Source organism: Pseudoalteromonas sp. APC 3224 (assembly GCF_030407535.1).
Taxonomy (GTDB): Bacteria; Pseudomonadota; Gammaproteobacteria; order Enterobacterales; family Alteromonadaceae; genus Pseudoalteromonas.
Genome location: NZ_JASDDF010000030.1, coordinates 1 through 17,811, shown reverse-complemented (window position 1 = coordinate 17,811; position 17,811 = coordinate 1). Strand labels below are relative to the sequence as shown.

At 38.9% G+C, this 17,811-nt stretch carries 16 protein-coding genes; 3 read left to right on the top strand and 13 right to left on the bottom strand.

What is annotated here, in order from left to right; translation table 11 throughout:
• Positions 1–5: 5 nt before the first annotated feature.
• On the bottom strand, positions 6–1,103 hold the full coding sequence (locus QL989_RS14165) for an efflux RND transporter periplasmic adaptor subunit (RefSeq protein WP_290170861.1): 1,098 nt from the start codon (positions 1,101–1,103) through the stop codon (positions 6–8).
• A 175-nt stretch (positions 1,104–1,278) separates the two neighbouring features.
• Between QL989_RS14165 and QL989_RS14160 the strand changes: the two genes are divergently transcribed.
• Complete coding sequence (locus QL989_RS14160; protein WP_273608887.1) at positions 1,279–1,587, top strand: hypothetical protein; 309 nt, start codon at positions 1,279–1,281, stop codon at positions 1,585–1,587.
• Between the two features lie 23 nt (positions 1,588–1,610).
• Here the strand turns inward: QL989_RS14160 and QL989_RS14155 are convergent, their stop codons facing one another.
• From QL989_RS14155 to QL989_RS14140, 4 genes are all read right to left on the bottom strand, one after another.
• Positions 1,611–2,204 carry an ACP phosphodiesterase gene (locus QL989_RS14155; protein ID WP_290170858.1) on the bottom strand — a complete coding sequence of 198 codons (594 nt, stop codon included), beginning with the start codon at positions 2,202–2,204 and terminating at the stop codon, positions 1,611–1,613.
• A gap of 118 nt (positions 2,205–2,322) precedes the next feature.
• Positions 2,323–2,817 (bottom strand): general stress protein, encoded by a 495-nt coding sequence (locus tag QL989_RS14150; protein WP_290170856.1) that lies wholly within the window; start codon positions 2,815–2,817, stop codon positions 2,323–2,325.
• Between the two features lie 214 nt (positions 2,818–3,031).
• The gene (locus tag QL989_RS14145; protein ID WP_178955046.1) at positions 3,032–4,015 is read right to left on the bottom strand and encodes a DNA topoisomerase IB; all 984 of its coding nucleotides are present in this window, start codon (positions 4,013–4,015) and stop codon (positions 3,032–3,034) included.
• 87 nt (positions 4,016–4,102) lie between these two features.
• Complete coding sequence (locus QL989_RS14140) at positions 4,103–6,169, bottom strand: catalase (protein WP_290170855.1); 2,067 nt, start codon at positions 6,167–6,169, stop codon at positions 4,103–4,105.
• A gap of 548 nt (positions 6,170–6,717) precedes the next feature.
• On the opposite strand from QL989_RS14140, the gene QL989_RS14135 reads away from it, so the two are divergent.
• Positions 6,718–7,311 carry an alpha-ketoglutarate-dependent dioxygenase AlkB gene (locus tag QL989_RS14135; RefSeq protein WP_178955043.1) on the top strand — a complete coding sequence of 198 codons (594 nt, stop codon included), beginning with the start codon at positions 6,718–6,720 and terminating at the stop codon, positions 7,309–7,311.
• Positions 7,312–7,411: 100 nt separating this feature from the next.
• On the opposite strand, the gene QL989_RS14130 is transcribed toward QL989_RS14135, so the two are convergent.
• From QL989_RS14130 to QL989_RS14115, 4 genes are all read right to left on the bottom strand, one after another.
• Positions 7,412–8,173: a transporter substrate-binding domain-containing protein gene (locus QL989_RS14130; protein ID WP_198521943.1), complete on the bottom strand. Its 762-nt coding sequence runs from the start codon at positions 8,171–8,173 to the stop codon at positions 7,412–7,414.
• Between the two features lie 504 nt (positions 8,174–8,677).
• Positions 8,678–9,538 carry a DNA-binding domain-containing protein gene (locus tag QL989_RS14125; RefSeq protein ID WP_290170853.1) on the bottom strand — a complete coding sequence of 287 codons (861 nt, stop codon included), beginning with the start codon at positions 9,536–9,538 and terminating at the stop codon, positions 8,678–8,680.
• Positions 9,535–10,521: a DUF692 domain-containing protein gene (locus tag QL989_RS14120; protein ID WP_290170852.1), complete on the bottom strand. Its 987-nt coding sequence runs from the start codon at positions 10,519–10,521 to the stop codon at positions 9,535–9,537. Before QL989_RS14120 ends, QL989_RS14125 begins: the two co-directional genes overlap by 4 nt.
• Before the next feature lie 13 nt (positions 10,522–10,534).
• Positions 10,535–12,886 carry a ferritin-like domain-containing protein gene (locus QL989_RS14115; RefSeq protein WP_290170851.1) on the bottom strand — a complete coding sequence of 784 codons (2,352 nt, stop codon included), beginning with the start codon at positions 12,884–12,886 and terminating at the stop codon, positions 10,535–10,537.
• Between the two features lie 424 nt (positions 12,887–13,310).
• Between QL989_RS14115 and QL989_RS14110 the strand changes: the two genes are divergently transcribed.
• Positions 13,311–13,811 (top strand): hypothetical protein, encoded by a 501-nt coding sequence (locus QL989_RS14110; RefSeq protein ID WP_138608985.1) that lies wholly within the window; start codon positions 13,311–13,313, stop codon positions 13,809–13,811.
• A gap of 399 nt (positions 13,812–14,210) precedes the next feature.
• On the opposite strand, the gene QL989_RS14105 is transcribed toward QL989_RS14110, so the two are convergent.
• From QL989_RS14105 to QL989_RS14090, 4 genes are all read right to left on the bottom strand, one after another.
• Positions 14,211–15,749, bottom strand: coding sequence for an Ig-like domain-containing protein (locus QL989_RS14105; RefSeq protein WP_290170850.1), 1,539 nt, complete (start codon positions 15,747–15,749; stop codon positions 14,211–14,213).
• Between the two features lie 228 nt (positions 15,750–15,977).
• Positions 15,978–16,952 (bottom strand): transposase, encoded by a 975-nt coding sequence (locus QL989_RS14100; protein ID WP_290170849.1) that lies wholly within the window; start codon positions 16,950–16,952, stop codon positions 15,978–15,980.
• Positions 16,953–17,157: 205 nt separating this feature from the next.
• Entirely contained in the window at positions 17,158–17,448 is a 291-nt protein-coding gene (locus QL989_RS14095) for a hypothetical protein (RefSeq protein ID WP_290170848.1), read from the bottom strand.
• Positions 17,449–17,510: 62 nt separating this feature from the next.
• Positions 17,511–17,811 (bottom strand): hypothetical protein (locus QL989_RS14090; protein ID WP_290170847.1); only part of this gene is annotated, 301 nt, incomplete at its 5' end.

Below are 17,811 nucleotides of genomic sequence, written 5' to 3'. Positions count from 1 at the left end.
GCGGGTTATGGATTAAGGCGCTTAATTTCGCCTTCGATAAGCGTTACTTTTTGCCCATCGTGTAAAAAAGCCATTCCCGCGTTAACAATTTGTTCCCCCTCTTTTAAATCTCCTTTAATTTGCGCTTTTTGCGCAAAAAATTTCATTACATCCACTGTTGTTTTTTGTAAAACGTAGTCAGCTTGCGCTGTTGTTATCAGTTTAAAAACAAAGTGTTGGTTATTTTCTTTTGCCATGATTGCACTTACAGGCACCATAAAACCATCGCTTTCTCCCTGCTGTTGTTTAAATTGCACTTCTGCACTCATACCCGTTCTGATACCTGCGATATCATTAGCTGAGATTTTTAAAATAATAGGAAAAGCATTCGCTCCTTGAGCAGCTGAGCCAATTTCTTTAATTTTGGCATTCAACGATTTATCTAAAGCTGAAATAGTTACCTTTGCCGGTTTATCAATAGTTAACGAGGAGAGAAGCCCTTCAGGCGCAAGCGCTGAGACTTCAAAACTTTCTTTACCTTGGATTAAAAGTGCCGAGATATTAGGGCTGACTTGTTGCGAAGGTTCAATATTACGTTTTGAGATAGTCCCAGCATAGGGCGCAATTAGCGTGGTATCTTTTAACTCTTCTCTTGCCATCGCTAGTCGCACTTGAGCAATATCGACTTTATCCTTGGCGCTCTCATATTGCGACTTTGCTAAATCGTATTGCGCGCCAGACACCGCACCATCATCAACCAGTGACGCTTTACGTTCAAAATCCTGCTTAACATTTAGCATCGTAGCCTTTGCATTAGAGACCTGTCCTTTGGCCTCTTGCACTGCCAATAAATATTTTGTTTGTTCCAGCCTAGCTAACGGCTCACCTTCTTTAAAAGACTCACCAATTTCAAAAAAAACGTCTTCGACCTTTCCGCTAACCTCAAATGTTAAAGTGGCTGTGTTAGCAGGTTGGATAACACCTGATAAAATACGACTATCAAACGATTTAGTTTTATTTAACTCAATGGCAGAAACAGGTTTTAATTTTTGCTCAGAAACTTGCTCTTCAGAGCACCCTGACAACATAAAAATAATAACTAAAAAAACAACTATATGATTCATAATTTCCCTTGATAAATAGTGTATTCAAACCGATTGAACTACTAAACTAACCACAATCAGTCTTCACTATGAGCCCTCTAATTTAAAGTATGGCTAACATTGTTATCACCCTGAAAGCTTGGGTATAATGTATTATTCCGGCTGTATTCTTAGCCTCTAAATTGGATCTTCTCCCATGAAAAAACTATCTGCTGTGCAAGTTAAACAACAAGCACTCGTCCTCAATGTTGCTGACAATATAGAAGAGCAAGGCCGTGCTGAAATTCCAGGTATGCTGCAGTGCTGGTTTGATGTGGAATATCATTTATTTCCGGGCTCTTTACTAATGTGTTTTCAGTTTGAAAACCAACAGGCACTAACTGCGGCAGAGCCTGAGTTATTAAAATGGCAAAAGCGCTTAAGCGGTGCCATGCTTAAAAAAGGCGTAATTTTGAAAGATATGCGTAAACATTTAGTATTTACCTTAAAAGGACCAGACGACTAAACCACTTATTTTGTAAGCGCACTCTACCTCGGTGCGCTCTCCAAATTAAACTCATTAACGTGTTCAATTAGCTCAGGGAAAAACGCTAAAAACAGTCCATCTAGCTCACTATAATGTCGGGTTATATCTTCAGCGGTGCCTGCAAAATTATTAGTAAAGCGAATCCGTTTAGCAATATTATCAAGCGCCCGCCCAACCCCATCAACGCTTTCATACTCTTTAAACCAATCGTTTTGCGTCATACTGGTTACTACATGTTGCATTCGAGTAGGCATTACAGGTATACGCTTTTCCAAAAGCCCATAACTGGTGTGCTTAAAATCAATTAATGATTGGTTATTAAACTGCTGCCAATGCGCAATCAGAAAATGGTCAAACACCACATCTATAGCCACGCCAGCAAAGCGCCTGCGCTTGGGTGAAAAAAGCTGTTTAGCTTCTTTAACAAAAGGGTGTGCGTCAGTAAATTTATCCACTAAATAATGATTATCAAGCGCGTTTTTAACGCTCGTAGGTATGTGCGTTAGCTGCCGTTGCCCCCCAAAGTCTCCCAGCAAATTGCCAAAATGGGAATCAGCCGTAGGCTGTGCTAAATAAAGGTGGGCTAAATAATTCATTGGTTGCCAATATAGATTAATATACCAAACTCAGATAGTTTTAAAATCAAACGCGTAAAAAGATGGAACGCAGTTCCACCTTTTTACTTTTTAGATACTTATAGTGCATTCTAAAATATTACGCTTTTGAAACCTTGCTTGCACCAGCATTATCAAGAATCTCTTCAATACTATTTTTGTTATCGCTGTTATATTTAACACCGACGAGTATTGAACCCTTCTCAATTGCGTTTTCATAATACTTAATTTCATGTTCTGGAATAAATGCGCCGATTGCTGCACCTAAAGTCCCACCAACGGCAGCACCTGCGCCACCAGCTGCAAGTGCTGAAACCAAAGGACCTGCGACTAATAATCCGGCACCACCCGAAGCGACTGCACCAACAGCGGTAAAACCACCAATAATTGCTGCTAACACGCCTCCAGATGCAGCGCCCAGCAAACCGCCCTCTGCAGCTTTGGTACCTTCATCTACAGCAAAGTCTTCCTTTGTATACGAGTCGTTAGCAACAACGCTTATATCCGCCTCACTTACACCTAAAGCTTCTAATCTATAAATTGCTAATGTTGCTTGTGATGCATTATCGAATAACCCAGTAATAACAGTACTCATAATAACTCCTTTATTTGTTTAAGAAAGTACGCTAAGTAATTAGCAACATTCAAACCAAAGTTTTAATCCTTTAAAATCAGAAAGATAAATAAAAAAAGCAAAGTAGAACTCTACGTTTTACAGTAAAAGTTGCTAGAAGTTGTAAAAAGTTCACACACATAGGTATAACTCAAGCGATTGAAATATGAGTATAATTACAAAGAGACTAACGTTATTAGCATTGTTCTTCTAAAAATATCAACAATCCACGTTCATAGCGACTCAGGTACTTAGTCTTACGGGGTAGTTTGTCTAAGTTATTAAAGTCCTTTAGAGCTTCCTTACCTCCTTTACACAGCTCAATCAACTTTGGATGAATATATGAATTACGAGCTATTGCTGGGGTATTCCCTAAATTACTTGAAACGCTACCTAACATATCTTTAAGCGAAAGCTGGCCGTTTGATTTATGTAAGACTTCAAATGCCAAAACACTGGCCCGCCATGTTCTAAAATGTTTTGCACTAAACTGCTCGCCCATAACACTTTGAATAAACTCATTCACTTCTTTGGAGGAAACATCACAACACTCGCCTTCATCGATATATTGGAATAAGCTCTGCCCAGGCAAATCTTGTAACTGCTGTATGATAGAGCTAAGCACTTTATCTGTTATGTTCACTTCTCTTTGCTTACCGGATTTTGCTTTATACTTTAAGCGAATATTTTTACCCGTAAGTTTTGCATGCCGGCTACGTAATGTCGTAGCACCAAAACTATTGTTATGTTTGGCATTTTTTTTAGAACCAACGCGCAGAGCTCCAAGGTCCATTAAACGTACAACGGCTGCGATTGTGCGCTGGTAATTAAGCTCGTTACCTCGCAAATATTCCGATAGTTTTGCTCTTAACAAAGGCAGTTTATTTCCAAATAAAACACATGCTTCAAACTTTTTAAGCTCTTGCTGCTCTCTAAACTCGGGATGATAAAAGTATTGCTTGCGGCCTTTGTTGTCGTAGCCAGTAGCTAAAATATGCCCATTTTCTTCTGGACATAACCATACATCTTTGTATGCGGGGGGAAAAGCGAGACTGTCTAACCGCTCTATTTCATCTTTATCATGTATTTTCTTTCCTGCAGGATCATAATAAACCCATTGGTTTTCATGCCTCTTTCGAGTTATGCCCGGCAAGTTATCATCGACATAAATTAGTTTCATTTTATTCCTTTAAATTTTTGTAATCCTCAAATCAAACGGTGCCATCAATAACAAGGGCTAGTTCTCACTAGCCCCAATTTATGCGATTTATCGGCTCCAATACCTAAGGTTACGAATTTTTGAGACAAACTCACTTGCGGAAATTTTATTTAAATCCAACCAGCCATCATCAAGCTGTCCATTTAAACCAGTAGCCTCGATTAAAGGAGTTGCTTTATCACTAAAGCCGATGTACTTCATATGTGCATAAGCATCACTGACAAAATCTTTCGCCTCCGGTATTTCAGCAAGCTTTTTAGCGCCTTCATTAGTGGTAAGCAGAACTATTGCGTCGTAAAGCACCGAAGGACCGCCATTAATAACTTGATCGGCCTCAATAATCTCGCCATTACTATTTTTAGCACCACCAACTTGAGCCGCAATAATTTCATAACTTGCACCTTCCTCTTTAAGGCTTTGTGTTAATAAATTAAAGGTTTCAGCATCAAAACCATCACTTACTAATATACCAAGCTTCCTGCCTTTAAATGTATTTGGCGCATTTTTTAAAATACTTAGCGCATCAGATACTGGTAAATCATGACGGGTATCAAGCGCAGCTTCTGCGGCATCTGGCATAGTTTGTAAACCTAAACCCAATGCAACTTGCTCAGCAAGCTTGTTATCAATGTTTAACAGATGAGAAACCACACGTTCTCTGATACGTAAATGCTCTACTTTAGATAACTCAAAAATTAAAGCATCTTGGATATGCGTTTGCTCAACGTCAGTTTGACTTAAATAGAATTGGCGCGCTTGGCTGTAGTGATCACTAAATGTTTCTGAGCGATAGCGTAATTTACCCCCGTCAGTTTCAGATTCTGAGCTTTTGAATCCGTGTACAGGGCACTCTCGCGGATTGTTTTCATCCCCGCTGAATGAATTAGGTTCGTAATTAACCCGGCCTTTGGGGTTCTGCATTGCCATGTGGCCATCTTGAAGAAAGTGTCTCATCGGGCATTTTGGTGCATTAACAGGAATTTGTGTGAAATTAGGGCCACCTAACCGCTTGGTTTGTGTATCTAGGTACGAAAAATTACGGCCTTGCAATAAAGGATCGGGAGTAAAATCAAGCCCAGGCACTATATTTTGAGTACAAAAGGCAACTTGTTCAGTTTCCGCAAAGAAATTGTCTACGACTCGATTGAGTACCATTTTACCAATAATTTTAACTGGTACTTGCTCTTCGGGTATCAGTTTAGTGGCATCAAAAACATCGAACTCGAACTCTTCAGCAAATTTTTGATCAAATACTTGAATGCCCAGCTCCCATTCCGGATAGTCACCATTATTAATTGATTCCCACATATCACGACGATGAAAATCAGGATCAGCGCCATTTAATTTCAATGCCTCATTCCAAACCACTGACTGCATACCGCCTTTAGGTTTCCAGTGGAACTTAACAAATTTTTCTTCACCTTGTGCATTAATAAACTTAAAAGTATGAACGCCAAATCCTTCCATAAACCTTAATGAGCGCGGGATAGCTCTATCTGACATTGCCCACATAACCATGTGTATGGATTCTGGCGACAAACTTACAAAATCCCAAAAATTATCGTGGGCTGTTTGCGCTTGTGGAAAACCACGATCTGGTTCTGCTTTTGCGCTATGTATAAGGTCGGGAAACTTCATCGCGTCTTGAATGAAAAAAACTGGGATATTATTGCCTACCAGATCCCAATTACCTTCCTGCGTATAAAACTTAACGGCAAAACCTCGCACATCACGTGCTAAATCAGGCGAGCCCTGATTACCCGCCACTGTTGAAAAGCGTGCAAAAACAGGTGTTTTTTCACCTTTACGTTGAAAAATATCAGCAGAAGTCAAATCATCTAAAGCATCATACGTTTCAAAGTAACCATGTGCACCATACCCTCTTGCGTGAACAACTCGCTCAGGAATTCGCTCGTGATCAAAGTGAAACAACTTTTCTCGTAACACATGATCTTCCAATAGTCCTGGTCCGCGTTGACCTGCTTTTAATGAATTTTGATTATCACTGATAGGGCAACCTTGTGCGGTTGTCATTACGGGGTGATCTTCATTAGCTTTTTGATGAAGCTCTCCTGCATGTCCTTTATTATTTGCGTACTTAAATGACTCTGCCATAACTTTTCTTCCTTAAATGATTTTTTTGATTGCTATATTTTTAAAGGGTTAAAAAACAATAACCAAGCAAAAAAAAGACCACCTATAAATATCTTTAAAATCAATAATTAAGAAAGAAATGAAAATATTTCACTAATATAAACTATAAAAATTACACAGCTAATGTAAGCTTTCCTCAAAGCATCATTTTATTAAATTACTAAGCAATCAGCTTGTTCTTATTTTCATTATTACTGTATTTTTAAGTTAATCAAAGTTGAGCATGGTTCAACTGTGACACTGTAAATACTGGTAACCCACCATCACTTAAACACAGAGTCTATGGCCTTATCGCCTTAATGGTTTATTGTTTTAATTTACAAAATATCTTTTTATAAACAGCCGGAAGAGCAACAAAGCTCAACGCAAGGCGCCTTAATCGGGCTTGCACTCGTTGATGAACTTGTATTAACGCCGCAAGGCACGGCTGATGAGGAGTCTAAACACTTCAACTCTTCAAAATACTGATATGCTTATATTCATATTTGAGTGTAGCTAAGGTAAAAACCATGAAATTACCACTGTCTTGTGATGCCCATTATTACTCACACTTCATGTCTACAGCGCAAAGTGAAACGCTTTTTAAGTGGCTGAGGAGCAACTATGATCTCGAAGAGCCTGAGGTTATAGATTTCCCCGATGGATCACAAAAACCGATTTTACCGTGGCGAATGATTTTTTTAGACTCACAACTTGCTAAATCGGGTAGTTTCTCCTTGCATCATGGCAGACAAACAAAGAGTTTCCCCCTGCTTGAAGAGTTACGTCAGCAAATCACTGAACGCACCGGTTGTAATTTGGCTGTCGCGGTATGTTTGTACTACCCCAATGGGCAAGAAAGCTTAGGCTTTCATAGTGACTTACCCGCATTTGGCTCTACAGATGTGATTGCTTCAATCAGTATTGGGGCTCAGCGAGAATTTTTAATTCGCTCAAAAACCATCACACATGAACGCTATAATATCACGTTAGAAAATGGCTCTTTATTGCTGATGGGCAAAGGCTTTCAAGATAATTATGAACATGCAATTGCCAAAGGTGATAACACAATAGGACCTAGATTTAATATCTCTTTTAGACGCTTTGGTAATAGCAAAGTATAAGTAGCTCAGTGAAAAAGTGTAAAGTAAGTGAAGGAATCATCCATTAGACAATTTCACTCATCTACTGACTTTAAAGCGATTGAAAATAGATAAGGTATGCCTACTTTCTATCAATACTAGACAAAAACATACTTTCAGGTACTTTATTTTTAGTCATAACTTTATGGTATATACCGTCGTTTATACCTAAATCAATTGCTTTATTTACTACAATCATTGCGTTCAAACTTTTAGTAATGTCTTTTGCAAATGCAACATGAATTGAACGTTTCTCAATAACGTCAGAATCAAATGATATTTCGTTTTTAAATTCAATTAATTCATTACTTAACAAGTATTCACCATAACTCTGCGACATAATAAGACGGTCTACTTTTTGATTATAAAGTAGTTTAAACCCTTGTTGAGCAGTGGCAACTTCTAACAACTCATAAGTATGATAACCTTTTAATATTTTGTCATGTACACCTAAACGAACACTCGCAATAACATTTTCTTCGCCTTTTCTATCTTTATGATAAAAAGCACCAAATGCCCCCATACCAATTGGGTTTGACAATACCGCCCACTGCTCTCTTCCTGGTAGATTAGCCGCTAAAAATAGACCGTCAGCTTTTCCTGACTGAGTATAATAGTTTGCTCTTGCCCAAGGTAAAACAATGGCATCCACCTCATACCCCAATTTAGCTAAGCTTTGATTTAAAAATTGCCAACTCGCACGATAGATTGGGTAATTTTCCTGCAGCATTTTTTCATGATCATGGCCAACTGCAAACGTAATGGTTTTATCTTTTTCGCTGGCATTTAACAAGCCGATATTAAAGCAGAAAATGCAAAAAAGAATGAGAGTTCTACGAATCATAGTAATCTCTTTTTGAAGGTGAATTTTTAAATTATATAAGATTTAAAAATAAAAGTTATATTTAAAGTGCTTGCTAATAACATAATAGGCATAAGCTATTTCAGTAAGGGGCCGCCCTTTAGTCAGTATCGATTAATTACACCCTAAATTTCACAAAAACGGGAAGTGAATTTATCACTATGTTTCAATAATCTGCCTGCAATCAGTCACCCCTAAAAAATTACGTAAGGCCTCCAATAAAGAGCTTAACTGTATTTTCAGTTGGTGCCCCATTTAATTGTTGGGTTGAAATAAAACACTTGAACTCTGTGAATAAAAAATCAAGGAAAAACCGCGACCAACTTGCGCGGTATTTTACAATTTTGAACCCCTTTGTGGTTTTACTAAATACAGCCTCAAATCCCAATAAAAGGAGAAACTAAAGGCAGATGCAAGCCATAACGGTAAAACCAGCCCAACACCGTTCAGCAAGCCGAGGAATAAGAAACTCACCAAAGGTGATAATTAATTTTTGTGTAGCGTAAACAGTCCTATATTCACGGCACTAGGGATCCAAATAGCTAATTGAGACTTTAATACTTGTGTTTCTATATTCATTTTATCTGAACAATAGGCGACAGCCTCTTTGTAACAATGCTGATCTTTTTTTAGCTGAAGCAAGAAATCGGTTTGCCAGTCGTTTAACATAGTGACTTTTAAGCGGTATTGGTGGCGTGATATGGCAATATACGTTTGCTCTGGTGTGGGCGCAAGAGATGACTTACCTTGCTCAAGCTCAGCGACTAAAGGCAGTAAAGGATAATCGCTTTGAATAAGCTGTACGGACTCAGGTACTGCTATTATAAAGTCTTGCGCAATACCGCAAAGTAGCTCAATTTCGCTAATGGACAAAGCTTTATGTGCGGTTTCGGGCCCTGACTTCAAAAGTGTTAATGCTTTTGCTCTTTCAAATTTAGCCAGTTCTGCGGGTAGACAAAACATAGCTTGTTGATGCGGGCTAAAATCGCCTGTGGGTTTTGTGTGCGCTAAAAAATCAGCGAAGCGCGAGCCTAGCTGGTGCATAGTCCAAGACTCTGATGGCAAGGTGACAATAAAAGCTTTAGCGAAGGTATCAAATACTTCCTTACCCATGAACTGGCAAAGTAGTGCAAACTCCCCCCTAAGGCACTCGACTAAACGCATCACATAACCTGCAGCATAGATGTCGACCCTTCGCATGGCATTAAGGGTGTCACTGCTTTTAACACACTTATATAAAGTTAAGCCTTGTGAAGCAGCAGTATTAAGCTTTTGTGGCAAATCACCTCGCACCATTAAAACGGTGCTAAGCCACTGCTGGGTTTGTATTAAGTCTGGTGTTTTCATTGATCTAACTCTACTCGCTTAGACATGGTGTGGCGTGCCGCATCTAAACGCTCGTTAACTATGGGGGTTGAAAGCGCGTTAGTGTTAATATTCGTATTTTGTTCCGGGATATGACCTGCTAGTACCAGCTTTGCTTTGTTTAACTCTCCAACCAGCTCAGAAAAACTGGGAATATTGGCATCCCACTCAAGTAAGGTCGAAGTCCCCCCAGTTAAGCGCTGCGCCAATTGGTAAAGCTGCCAAACCTTATAGGGGACAGGCTGGTCATGAGTGTCTATCAAACAGTCTCCACAATCACTAGGGCCTGCAAGGTGTATTTGAACAATGTGATCGAGGGGTAATTGGCGAATAAATTGCTCGGCGTCAAAACCATGATTAAAACTACTAACAAAAACATTATTTACATCCAATAACATACCGCATCCTGTTGCTTTGACGAGCTCACAAAAAAACGCGCTTTCAGTGAAAGTAGAGTGTTGAAATTCAAGATAAGTTGACGGGTTTTCAAGCACTAAAGGCCTCTCTAAAAAGTCTTGTACTTGATCAACGCGGTCAATAACGTGCTGTAAACTTTCATCAGTTAGCGGCATTGGTAGCAAGTCGTGACTATTTAAACCAGCAAGGCCTGTCCAGCATAGATGATCAGAAATAAGTTGAGGGTTAACAAACTCACCTAACTCTTTGAGCTTGCGTAAGTATTCAAAGTTAATTGGATCGCTACTACCAATATTCATTGATACGCCATGCATAACTAGCGGGTATTGTTCCTTTAATTTATCGAGCACATACCTACCATATCCGTGATTATCTATATAGTTTTCACTGATAATTTCAAACCAATCAACACCAAGTGATGTATCGTGTTCCAAATGGGACATAATATAAGGATAATGCTGACTTCTGAGGCCAACACCAAACCCAAGATCAGTTAGCTTTTCGATAGCGGACGCAGCAAAATCCTGCGTCCGAGTTAGATTTGTCATACGCTCTTTCCTATCAAGTTGAAGGAGGAAGTGCTAAACGAATATCTGAAGGCATTGGCTGCTCAGGCGGTTTACCGTTATCATCCAACAAGCCATTAGCATTACTGTAAGCTTGCCAAGCAATGTTGTATACAGCGTCGCCTTTTTTATAAGGCATTAATACGCACTCATCTGACTTATCACTGAGAGCGGCTTGGCTTTTTGGGTAAGTATAATCTATTGCTGAGAAGCTGTTATCTTTAAGGTTAAACTTAAATAATTGCATATCGTATTCTTGGTCATCACCTGAAAGCTTCGGGAAAAGTTGAGACGCCGAAATAGGCACTGCACAACCGCCCAAGTTATTACACTTATTATCGGCTGGTGCACTTTTTGGCCCGCTCGATACACTGCCACCACAGCTGCCACCTGGCGTTGTGCTATGCACAAAACCACAACCTCCCTGCGCTTTACAATCATTACTACCTTTACAGCTGTGATATACCTCAGGAGGTGGTAAATCATTAGTGCCGATGTTGTTATAACTCATTCCTTGGCAAGCATGATAAAGCGTGTCCGCACTTTGTGGGTCGATACCGCTCACTAAATCTGGCGCTATTCCTGTAGTTGCCCAGCAGATCGAAATTCTATCTCCAGAACCTCCCATTGCTGGACCCGGAAACTCCTCAGTTTTACCCGACCAATAGCGATCTAGCGCTGTTGTGAGACCTTTAATTGTACCTACTGCTGAACTACTAAATAATTGGTGAGTGTCATTAATATTAGTCGTGAGCCGCAGATTATTGAGCGCTTGCACTACGCTTGCTACCTCTGGGAGTTGCGGATTAGTCGCATGTGCTTCATCGCCCCCTTTGGGATCTAATAATTCACAGCTCCAAGTGTTGCCATCAGCAAACCATGTAGGCCATGTCATGTAGCGTTCACTAGAGTTTGATGAAGGGGATTCAAAGTCAACGATCAGCTTCAGCGTATCGGTGAAAATTTGAAAGTGATCTTTATATTTATTGGTGATCCGTGCACATGCTGAGCCTGATATAGGACCTTCACTGCAGCTTGCCGGGTAATCCGCTTTTAATGCTTCAGCGCTTGGTTGGAACTTTTCTTCGACTGTACTCGGGTGAGCATCGTTTGATGGCGACTCCTTAGAAGCAAGAAAGTTTTGCGCCCATATCTCATTAGCCCAACGTTTACAAAGCATGTCAGCCACACCATCACCCTCACCTTGATCCGTAATGGCATTCACATTGTTCATTAAGGCTTCTTTGAGAGCTGTATGATCTGAATTTACGTTGAGCGAACCTATAATGCCCGGAAATTGTGCTTGATATTCATCATTTCCAGGGCGCTCATTGAAGTAGTCGCGCTGACTAGCTTCGCAGGTAGGCTGAATAGTTGCGTAATCTAACAAACTAGTTCCATCGTCATATTGGATCTGAATATAATCCCAATAACTTAAGTACATGTGCCCAATTGAACCAAATAGCGGCAAGTCACTTTCCTTGTAATTCGGTTTCCACCAGTCATATGGGGCTTGTTCAAAGTATTTTGGTCGTTGTGTATCTGCGTTTGGTTTTAAAAACTCTGGTTGAATAATTTTGTGAGCGTTTTCTTCAGTCTCTTCTATCAACATAAATAGCAGCGTTTGCTCTTTACTGAGTTCTGTAGCATTAACACGTAAATCTTGTAGCGTTTTATTGGGAAAAATTTGTTTGAAATAAGCTTGAACCGCAGGGCTCAATTTAGATAAATCGGTAGTACAGTCCGCAAAGTTCAAAATATGTGGAATGCTACTTTTGTTGTTGTAGCACTTCCAACCATATTTTTCGTCAATTAACGCCTGACTAGTAAAGCTCGGTGTGAGGCCCAATTTACTTGCCATATTTGAGGCCAGTTGTAGATGCAGCATTTCTTCAATAAAAACACTATATACCCCGTTGAACACTTGTTGATTAACAGACAATTCATATTTTTTGGCTGGTTTATTTGCATCATCACTGTTTCCAGCTGAGGTGTCGGTGTCAAACAAAGCAGTTAAGTTAACATCATACTGATTACGTCTTATTTCAGGAATGTAACCAGCCGTAGGACCAAGCCCTGGCCAATAACGGCCGGGATACAGTTTCGACGAGTCTGCAATTTGGTGTGTCCCTTGAATCGAATAGAGGCCGCTCATATAAAGCGGGATTGTAAATAATTCGACGTTAATTGCAGCCTGTGCAATTGCTCTCAGACAAGATAAATCAGCCGCTTTATACTTGCTATCACGCACTTTAATTTTTTGCTTTTGCGCACTGCTGAGAAGAATATTAGCATCAATTTCTGTATCTACTGCTACCGACGGGCCCGTTTTGTTTTGCACATTCATAATTTGCTCCTTTGTGACGGTGAACGTTGTGCAATATCGCTAGCTTAAATAAAAATAAGTTAGGATCTTGGTTGGTTATCCAAGACACCTTAAAGATTTAAGCTAGTTGATTTAGGTGAGCGATGGACACTCTTTATAAAGATAGCTGAAGACAAGCGTAAAAATATTACACAGCATTACATAACGCTATAAATGCATGTGTTGCTAGAAGTAAAAATAGAAAAAAGCATAGGGTCACTAATAATTGCAATCCTGACGAGTTTTTGTATTGAGTTTTTAATCGACCTTCCTAATTACACTCAATTGAGTATTGGGTGTAATAATTTGTAATAGATATCTTAAATCATCCAACCTAACATTTTATTAACAACGAATTTTATGTTGTTTGACAATGAAATAGATATTTACAATGGAGAAATAAATTATGGGTACCGATACTAATTTTAATATTGATGTTAATCAGCTAATTACTAGTGTTTTTGGTAGCAATAAAGATCGCAACGATTTGGCTGTTGGTATAAGGAATGCTACAAAATCAACAATAAGTGTAGATTACTATATTGACCATGGTAGTTTACGAGATGTTGACGGTGGCAACAAAATTAACCCTGGGGAGCTTTGGGAAGCAGGTGTTCATGCTAAAGGTGCGGGTTCAAATATTACTATGAGCATTGAAATTTCAGGTAATAAATCTGGTTGGGCAATTATGTCCGCAACACCAGTAAATAAACAGAACTATTTTAAAGTACAGCATAGTAAAACGCCTTATAGTAGCTCTAAAGATGCATATAAAGCGGCTGATAAAACAAAAAAACACTACTCTGATGATGGCATTTACGATGAAAGTCATAACGGGTATACGGCAGTAATAAGTATGACTGGTGAAAGCCCTGCTGCCTGCACCATTGTTATCGAAGATAACTAATTTTAAATTTATTTGTTATTAGGCAGTGTATATACACTGCCAGAAACAGGACTGATATTGGTAGTAAACGATGACGGAGACCAAGGGCCTTACTTAATCATCAATGATACTAAAAATATCTAAATTCATAGGGCGTTCTTTACCCAAGCCATAGCGCGTATTCTCACCAATCGAGGCCATTACTAGGTCCATAGCCATATTTAAATTGGTTTAAAAAGTAGGGGCGTTTGGCTTTTAGAATAAAAAGGTCAAGAAAACACAGCTGCCTGCTTGACCGGAACTTTATAATGGATGATCACTTTGCTCTACATCGCTAGACGCTTAATTTTTAATTAATAAGGTAAATCAGCAATAAAAAAGGGCTCTGTGAGCCCTTTAAATCAGTTTTATGGATATAAATTATTGCGGAATATATTGATATATGGCTTTACCATAATAATTGGTATAAGCGCCACCAACCGACAGCAGAGTATTACCATAGGCAACCGTTTTAAAATCACGTAAATAATAGCTAGTCGTATCTTGCACCTCAACCGCAAACGGATTAGCGGTAAGCGTTTTCCATTGCATTAAATCAAAATCAAATTCCACAAAGTTTTTTGCACTTAACAGGTATAACGTATTACCTATAAGTGTAGTGTCATAATAAACACCGGCTTCAAAATCAGGAATTAACTCTGAATTTAAAACACTTTGTGTAGCAACATCAAATTGACTTAACAGTAATTGCTCGTATTGACGTTGGATAACAAAAAGCGCATCACCTTTGCTAAAACAATGCTGTATTTCATTCAAACTCTCAGGTAGTTCTGTTGCTTGCCAGCTGTTATCCACTGTATTTAAACGATTAAGGCGTTGCTGTTGACCATTTTTAGAAAACGCAATGACCTCATCATTAAATGAACAACTCGCTTGTAGCGGATTAATAAACGGCGCAAAGGTAGGTGCTGCAAACGTCTGCCAGGTTTTTTCTTGTGTATCATACACTTCCATATTAGCTTGTGCATTTGCCCCACTTGCACACGCCTCGGTGCCACCAAAGAGATAAAGCTTTTTATCAACAAGTTCTGATTGATAATAATAACGACTCGATTGCGGTGAGCTCAGTTTTTGCCAGCTATTTTGTGCTATATCCCAATGTGACAACCTCGGAGCGCTCGGTTCGGCACTTGAACATAAAGAAGCAGCAGCAATCGCAAAGTTATGTGTCACTGCATACAGATCATCACTGGTTGACTGAACATTTAAATGCGTACCTTCAAAGCCCGGTAAATCACCGAGTTTAACCCAAGATAATGCAATCACTTCAATATCAAATGCAGGTAAAGCAGCTTCAAATTCACCATCTGAGACACGAATAACAATACCACTGGTTTTACCTGCATGCTGATTTGAAGGCATACCACTTAATACCCCAGTTACAGTATCAAACGTCGCCCAATCAGGTTTATTGTCAATACTAAAACTCAATTGCTCAGAATCAATATCTGAAGCCGCGGCAGCAAAATGATACGTTTCATTAGCTTGCACAGTAGCAGCAGGAGTTCCTGTAATTACTGGCGCATCGTTAACAGCCGCAAGGGTAATATTAACTTTTACCGTGCTACTTTCTTTAGTGCCTTTTTTTAGTTTAAAGCTAAAGGTATCGTCACCAAATTGGTCTGCCACCGGCACGTAGCTTAAATTTGGATATATACCCGATATCTCACCAAGCGTAGGTTGTTCTACTAATTCTAAAACTATGGCCTCAGCGCCATCAGGGACTTTATTGGCATTAATGACTATAGCTGATGGGCTATCTTCCTTGCCCGTAACCGTCATTAATGGCTGGATCTCAAACACACTTTGGACTACGGTCGGTGTGCTTTTTTTATCAGAACCCCCACAGCCAGTTAACAATACAGCCGATATAGCTAAACTTAAAATTTTGATTTTCATAATATAAAACCACTTCCGATGTGAAAAGTAATCTAATGGGCCTTCCGTTCCTCATCTTTGCCATACCATTGACGAGCAATGAACAACAAAAGGATAGAACCTCATTAAATACTAAAGTTTTTTTAGGTACAAGAATTCATGTCAATCCATTGTAAATAAATGTATAAAAAAACTGCAAAAATCACGAAAACCAAAAACCAAATGAAACCAAATGGAAACCAAATGGGGTCAAATCTTGACTTCAGACATCAAACAATCTCGAAGTTTTCCGTATTGTAATTTAACCTTTTTATCTTCAACCATTAATGTATTCAACCTACCGACAGCTTTCGATATTGCCGAATAGTGTTCAACATTAAAAACATCTGCTAAAGCCTGCAAATTTAATCCTGTTAAATCTTGGCATAATTTAATAGCAAACCAGCGTGGTAAATTTTTCTCTTTTCGCCCCTTTTTAACCGCTATAATCTCATCAACTTCAACATTAAAGTATTGATCTAAGTAAGCTATAACATCATCTGCTGAGTGCTTTTTACTAACAAGCTTGCTTTCGCTATCTGACTTGGCAATATAGTCTTTTATGTTTTCAATAAAGTCCTCACTACCCAAAACCGACAATAACTTTTTAGCACTATAAAAAGCGCTTATTTCTTTATTGTTTTCAAATTCAACAAACTGTTTATAAGCAGCATATTTACGCTTTTTGCCTTGCAGCGAAAATATAAAATCTCGGACGAGCCATTTCGGTGTCGCTCCTCTTTTAATAAAAGCTGAATAGCTAGACCATTTATACTTAGCAAGCTCTTCTACCAACGGTGTGTTCGTTTCAATTGGGTTACGGTGAATGTACCGACTAACATGCAATAAATAGTTATCTGCATCCACAAGCACCGCTTTGTAGCGCCCTCTAAACAACGCACCATCTGTGTTATGTGTTCGATTAAAGTATTGGGTATAAAGGCCATTAATATGCTTCATGGCTCGGCCTAAATTTGCATCAGGGGTTTTGATTAGCAAGTGGTAATGATTGGTCATTAAGCAATATGAATGCACTTCAATATTAAAGCGAAGGCTTGCTTGCTCAATGCAATATAAAAAATATTTAAAGTCGTCATCACTCAAAAAGGTATTTTCACGCCCTCTTCCGCGATTCATCACATGATAAAATGCGTTCTCGTACTCTATTCGCAGCGGCCTAGACATAGCGATTCACTCAATAAGCTGTAAACTATAAATCTAGACCTTTGATGTCTGAAGTCAAGATTTGACCCCTTTCGTTCCATATCCTGTACTTAAATTAAAGGAAATCAAGAGTTCTAATGGGTGCCCTCTGATCCTTTAGTTCTTCATGGAGATCATTCTAAAGATTAAGACCTGATCTCCATATAAAAAAAGTTTATAAAGTTAATTAAGATTCACCTATGGTTTTAAGCTCTTTTATGAAGCTTGCATCATCTTTTAATAAAAAGCATTTTGCCAGTTGTATATCAACTTTATGCTTGGCATTCAATTGAGGTGAGCAATTTTTAACCAACAACGCAACCTGTTGAAACTTATTAGCCGAATAGCTACTCATTTCAACAATTCCACCTGCTATTTTACTAATATCATTAGTAGGAATATTATTATCTTTGAAGTACCAAAAAAAGCAATTTGCACTAGCAAAATCCATCAGTGGTTCTTTACTTTTCTCTGGCATAGATGAGCATGAAAAGCTCAAGGTGAATAATAAAAAAACTCCTATTACCTTAAACTTCGACATCACGATGCTTCCCAAAATAAAACAGTATGCATGAGAGCACTGACTAAATAGGCCCCTATAAAAAATGCGGCGAATGCTGAAACGGCTCCACCTCCTGTATATCCGGCTTTAGCTTTTTCTACCATTAAAACATAGATGCTCAGCCCTATACTCACCTTAAACCACAGCCAGTAATCGTTACTAAATAACGGTATTGCTGCAAAAGCAACAATCGGTACTAGTATTTTACCTTCTTCGTTTTTGTGTAAAAAATAAAAAGCCATAACAGCAATATATAAAAATGGCGTTACATCACTCATA

Coding starts and splice junctions, on each gene's coding strand:
- QL989_RS14155 (WP_290170858.1), bottom strand. CDS start 2,204: ATGAATTATTTAGCCCACCTTTATTTAGCACAGCCTACGGCTGATTCC.
- QL989_RS14140 (WP_290170855.1), bottom strand. CDS start 6,169: ATGGCAGAGTCATTTAAGTACGCAAATAATAAAGGACATGCAGGAGAG.
- QL989_RS14110 (WP_138608985.1), top strand. CDS start 13,311: ATGGGTACCGATACTAATTTTAATATTGATGTTAATCAGCTAATTACT.
- QL989_RS14120 (WP_290170852.1), bottom strand. CDS start 10,521: ATGACAAATCTAACTCGGACGCAGGATTTTGCTGCGTCCGCTATCGAA.
- QL989_RS14125 (WP_290170853.1), bottom strand. CDS start 9,538: ATGAAAACACCAGACTTAATACAAACCCAGCAGTGGCTTAGCACCGTT.
- QL989_RS14150 (WP_290170856.1), bottom strand. CDS start 2,817: ATGAGTACTGTTATTACTGGGTTATTCGATAATGCATCACAAGCAACA.
- QL989_RS14115 (WP_290170851.1), bottom strand. CDS start 12,886: ATGAATGTGCAAAACAAAACGGGCCCGTCGGTAGCAGTAGATACAGAA.
- QL989_RS14160 (WP_273608887.1), top strand. CDS start 1,279: ATGAAAAAACTATCTGCTGTGCAAGTTAAACAACAAGCACTCGTCCTC.
- QL989_RS14130 (WP_198521943.1), bottom strand. CDS start 8,173: ATGATTCGTAGAACTCTCATTCTTTTTTGCATTTTCTGCTTTAATATC.
- QL989_RS14095 (WP_290170848.1), bottom strand. CDS start 17,448: ATGCCAGAGAAAAGTAAAGAACCACTGATGGATTTTGCTAGTGCAAAT.
- QL989_RS14165 (WP_290170861.1), bottom strand. CDS start 1,103: ATGAATCATATAGTTGTTTTTTTAGTTATTATTTTTATGTTGTCAGGG.
- QL989_RS14105 (WP_290170850.1), bottom strand. CDS start 15,749: ATGAAAATCAAAATTTTAAGTTTAGCTATATCGGCTGTATTGTTAACT.
- QL989_RS14100 (WP_290170849.1), bottom strand. CDS start 16,952: ATGTCTAGGCCGCTGCGAATAGAGTACGAGAACGCATTTTATCATGTG.
- QL989_RS14135 (WP_178955043.1), top strand. CDS start 6,718: ATGAAATTACCACTGTCTTGTGATGCCCATTATTACTCACACTTCATG.
- QL989_RS14145 (WP_178955046.1), bottom strand. CDS start 4,015: ATGAAACTAATTTATGTCGATGATAACTTGCCGGGCATAACTCGAAAG.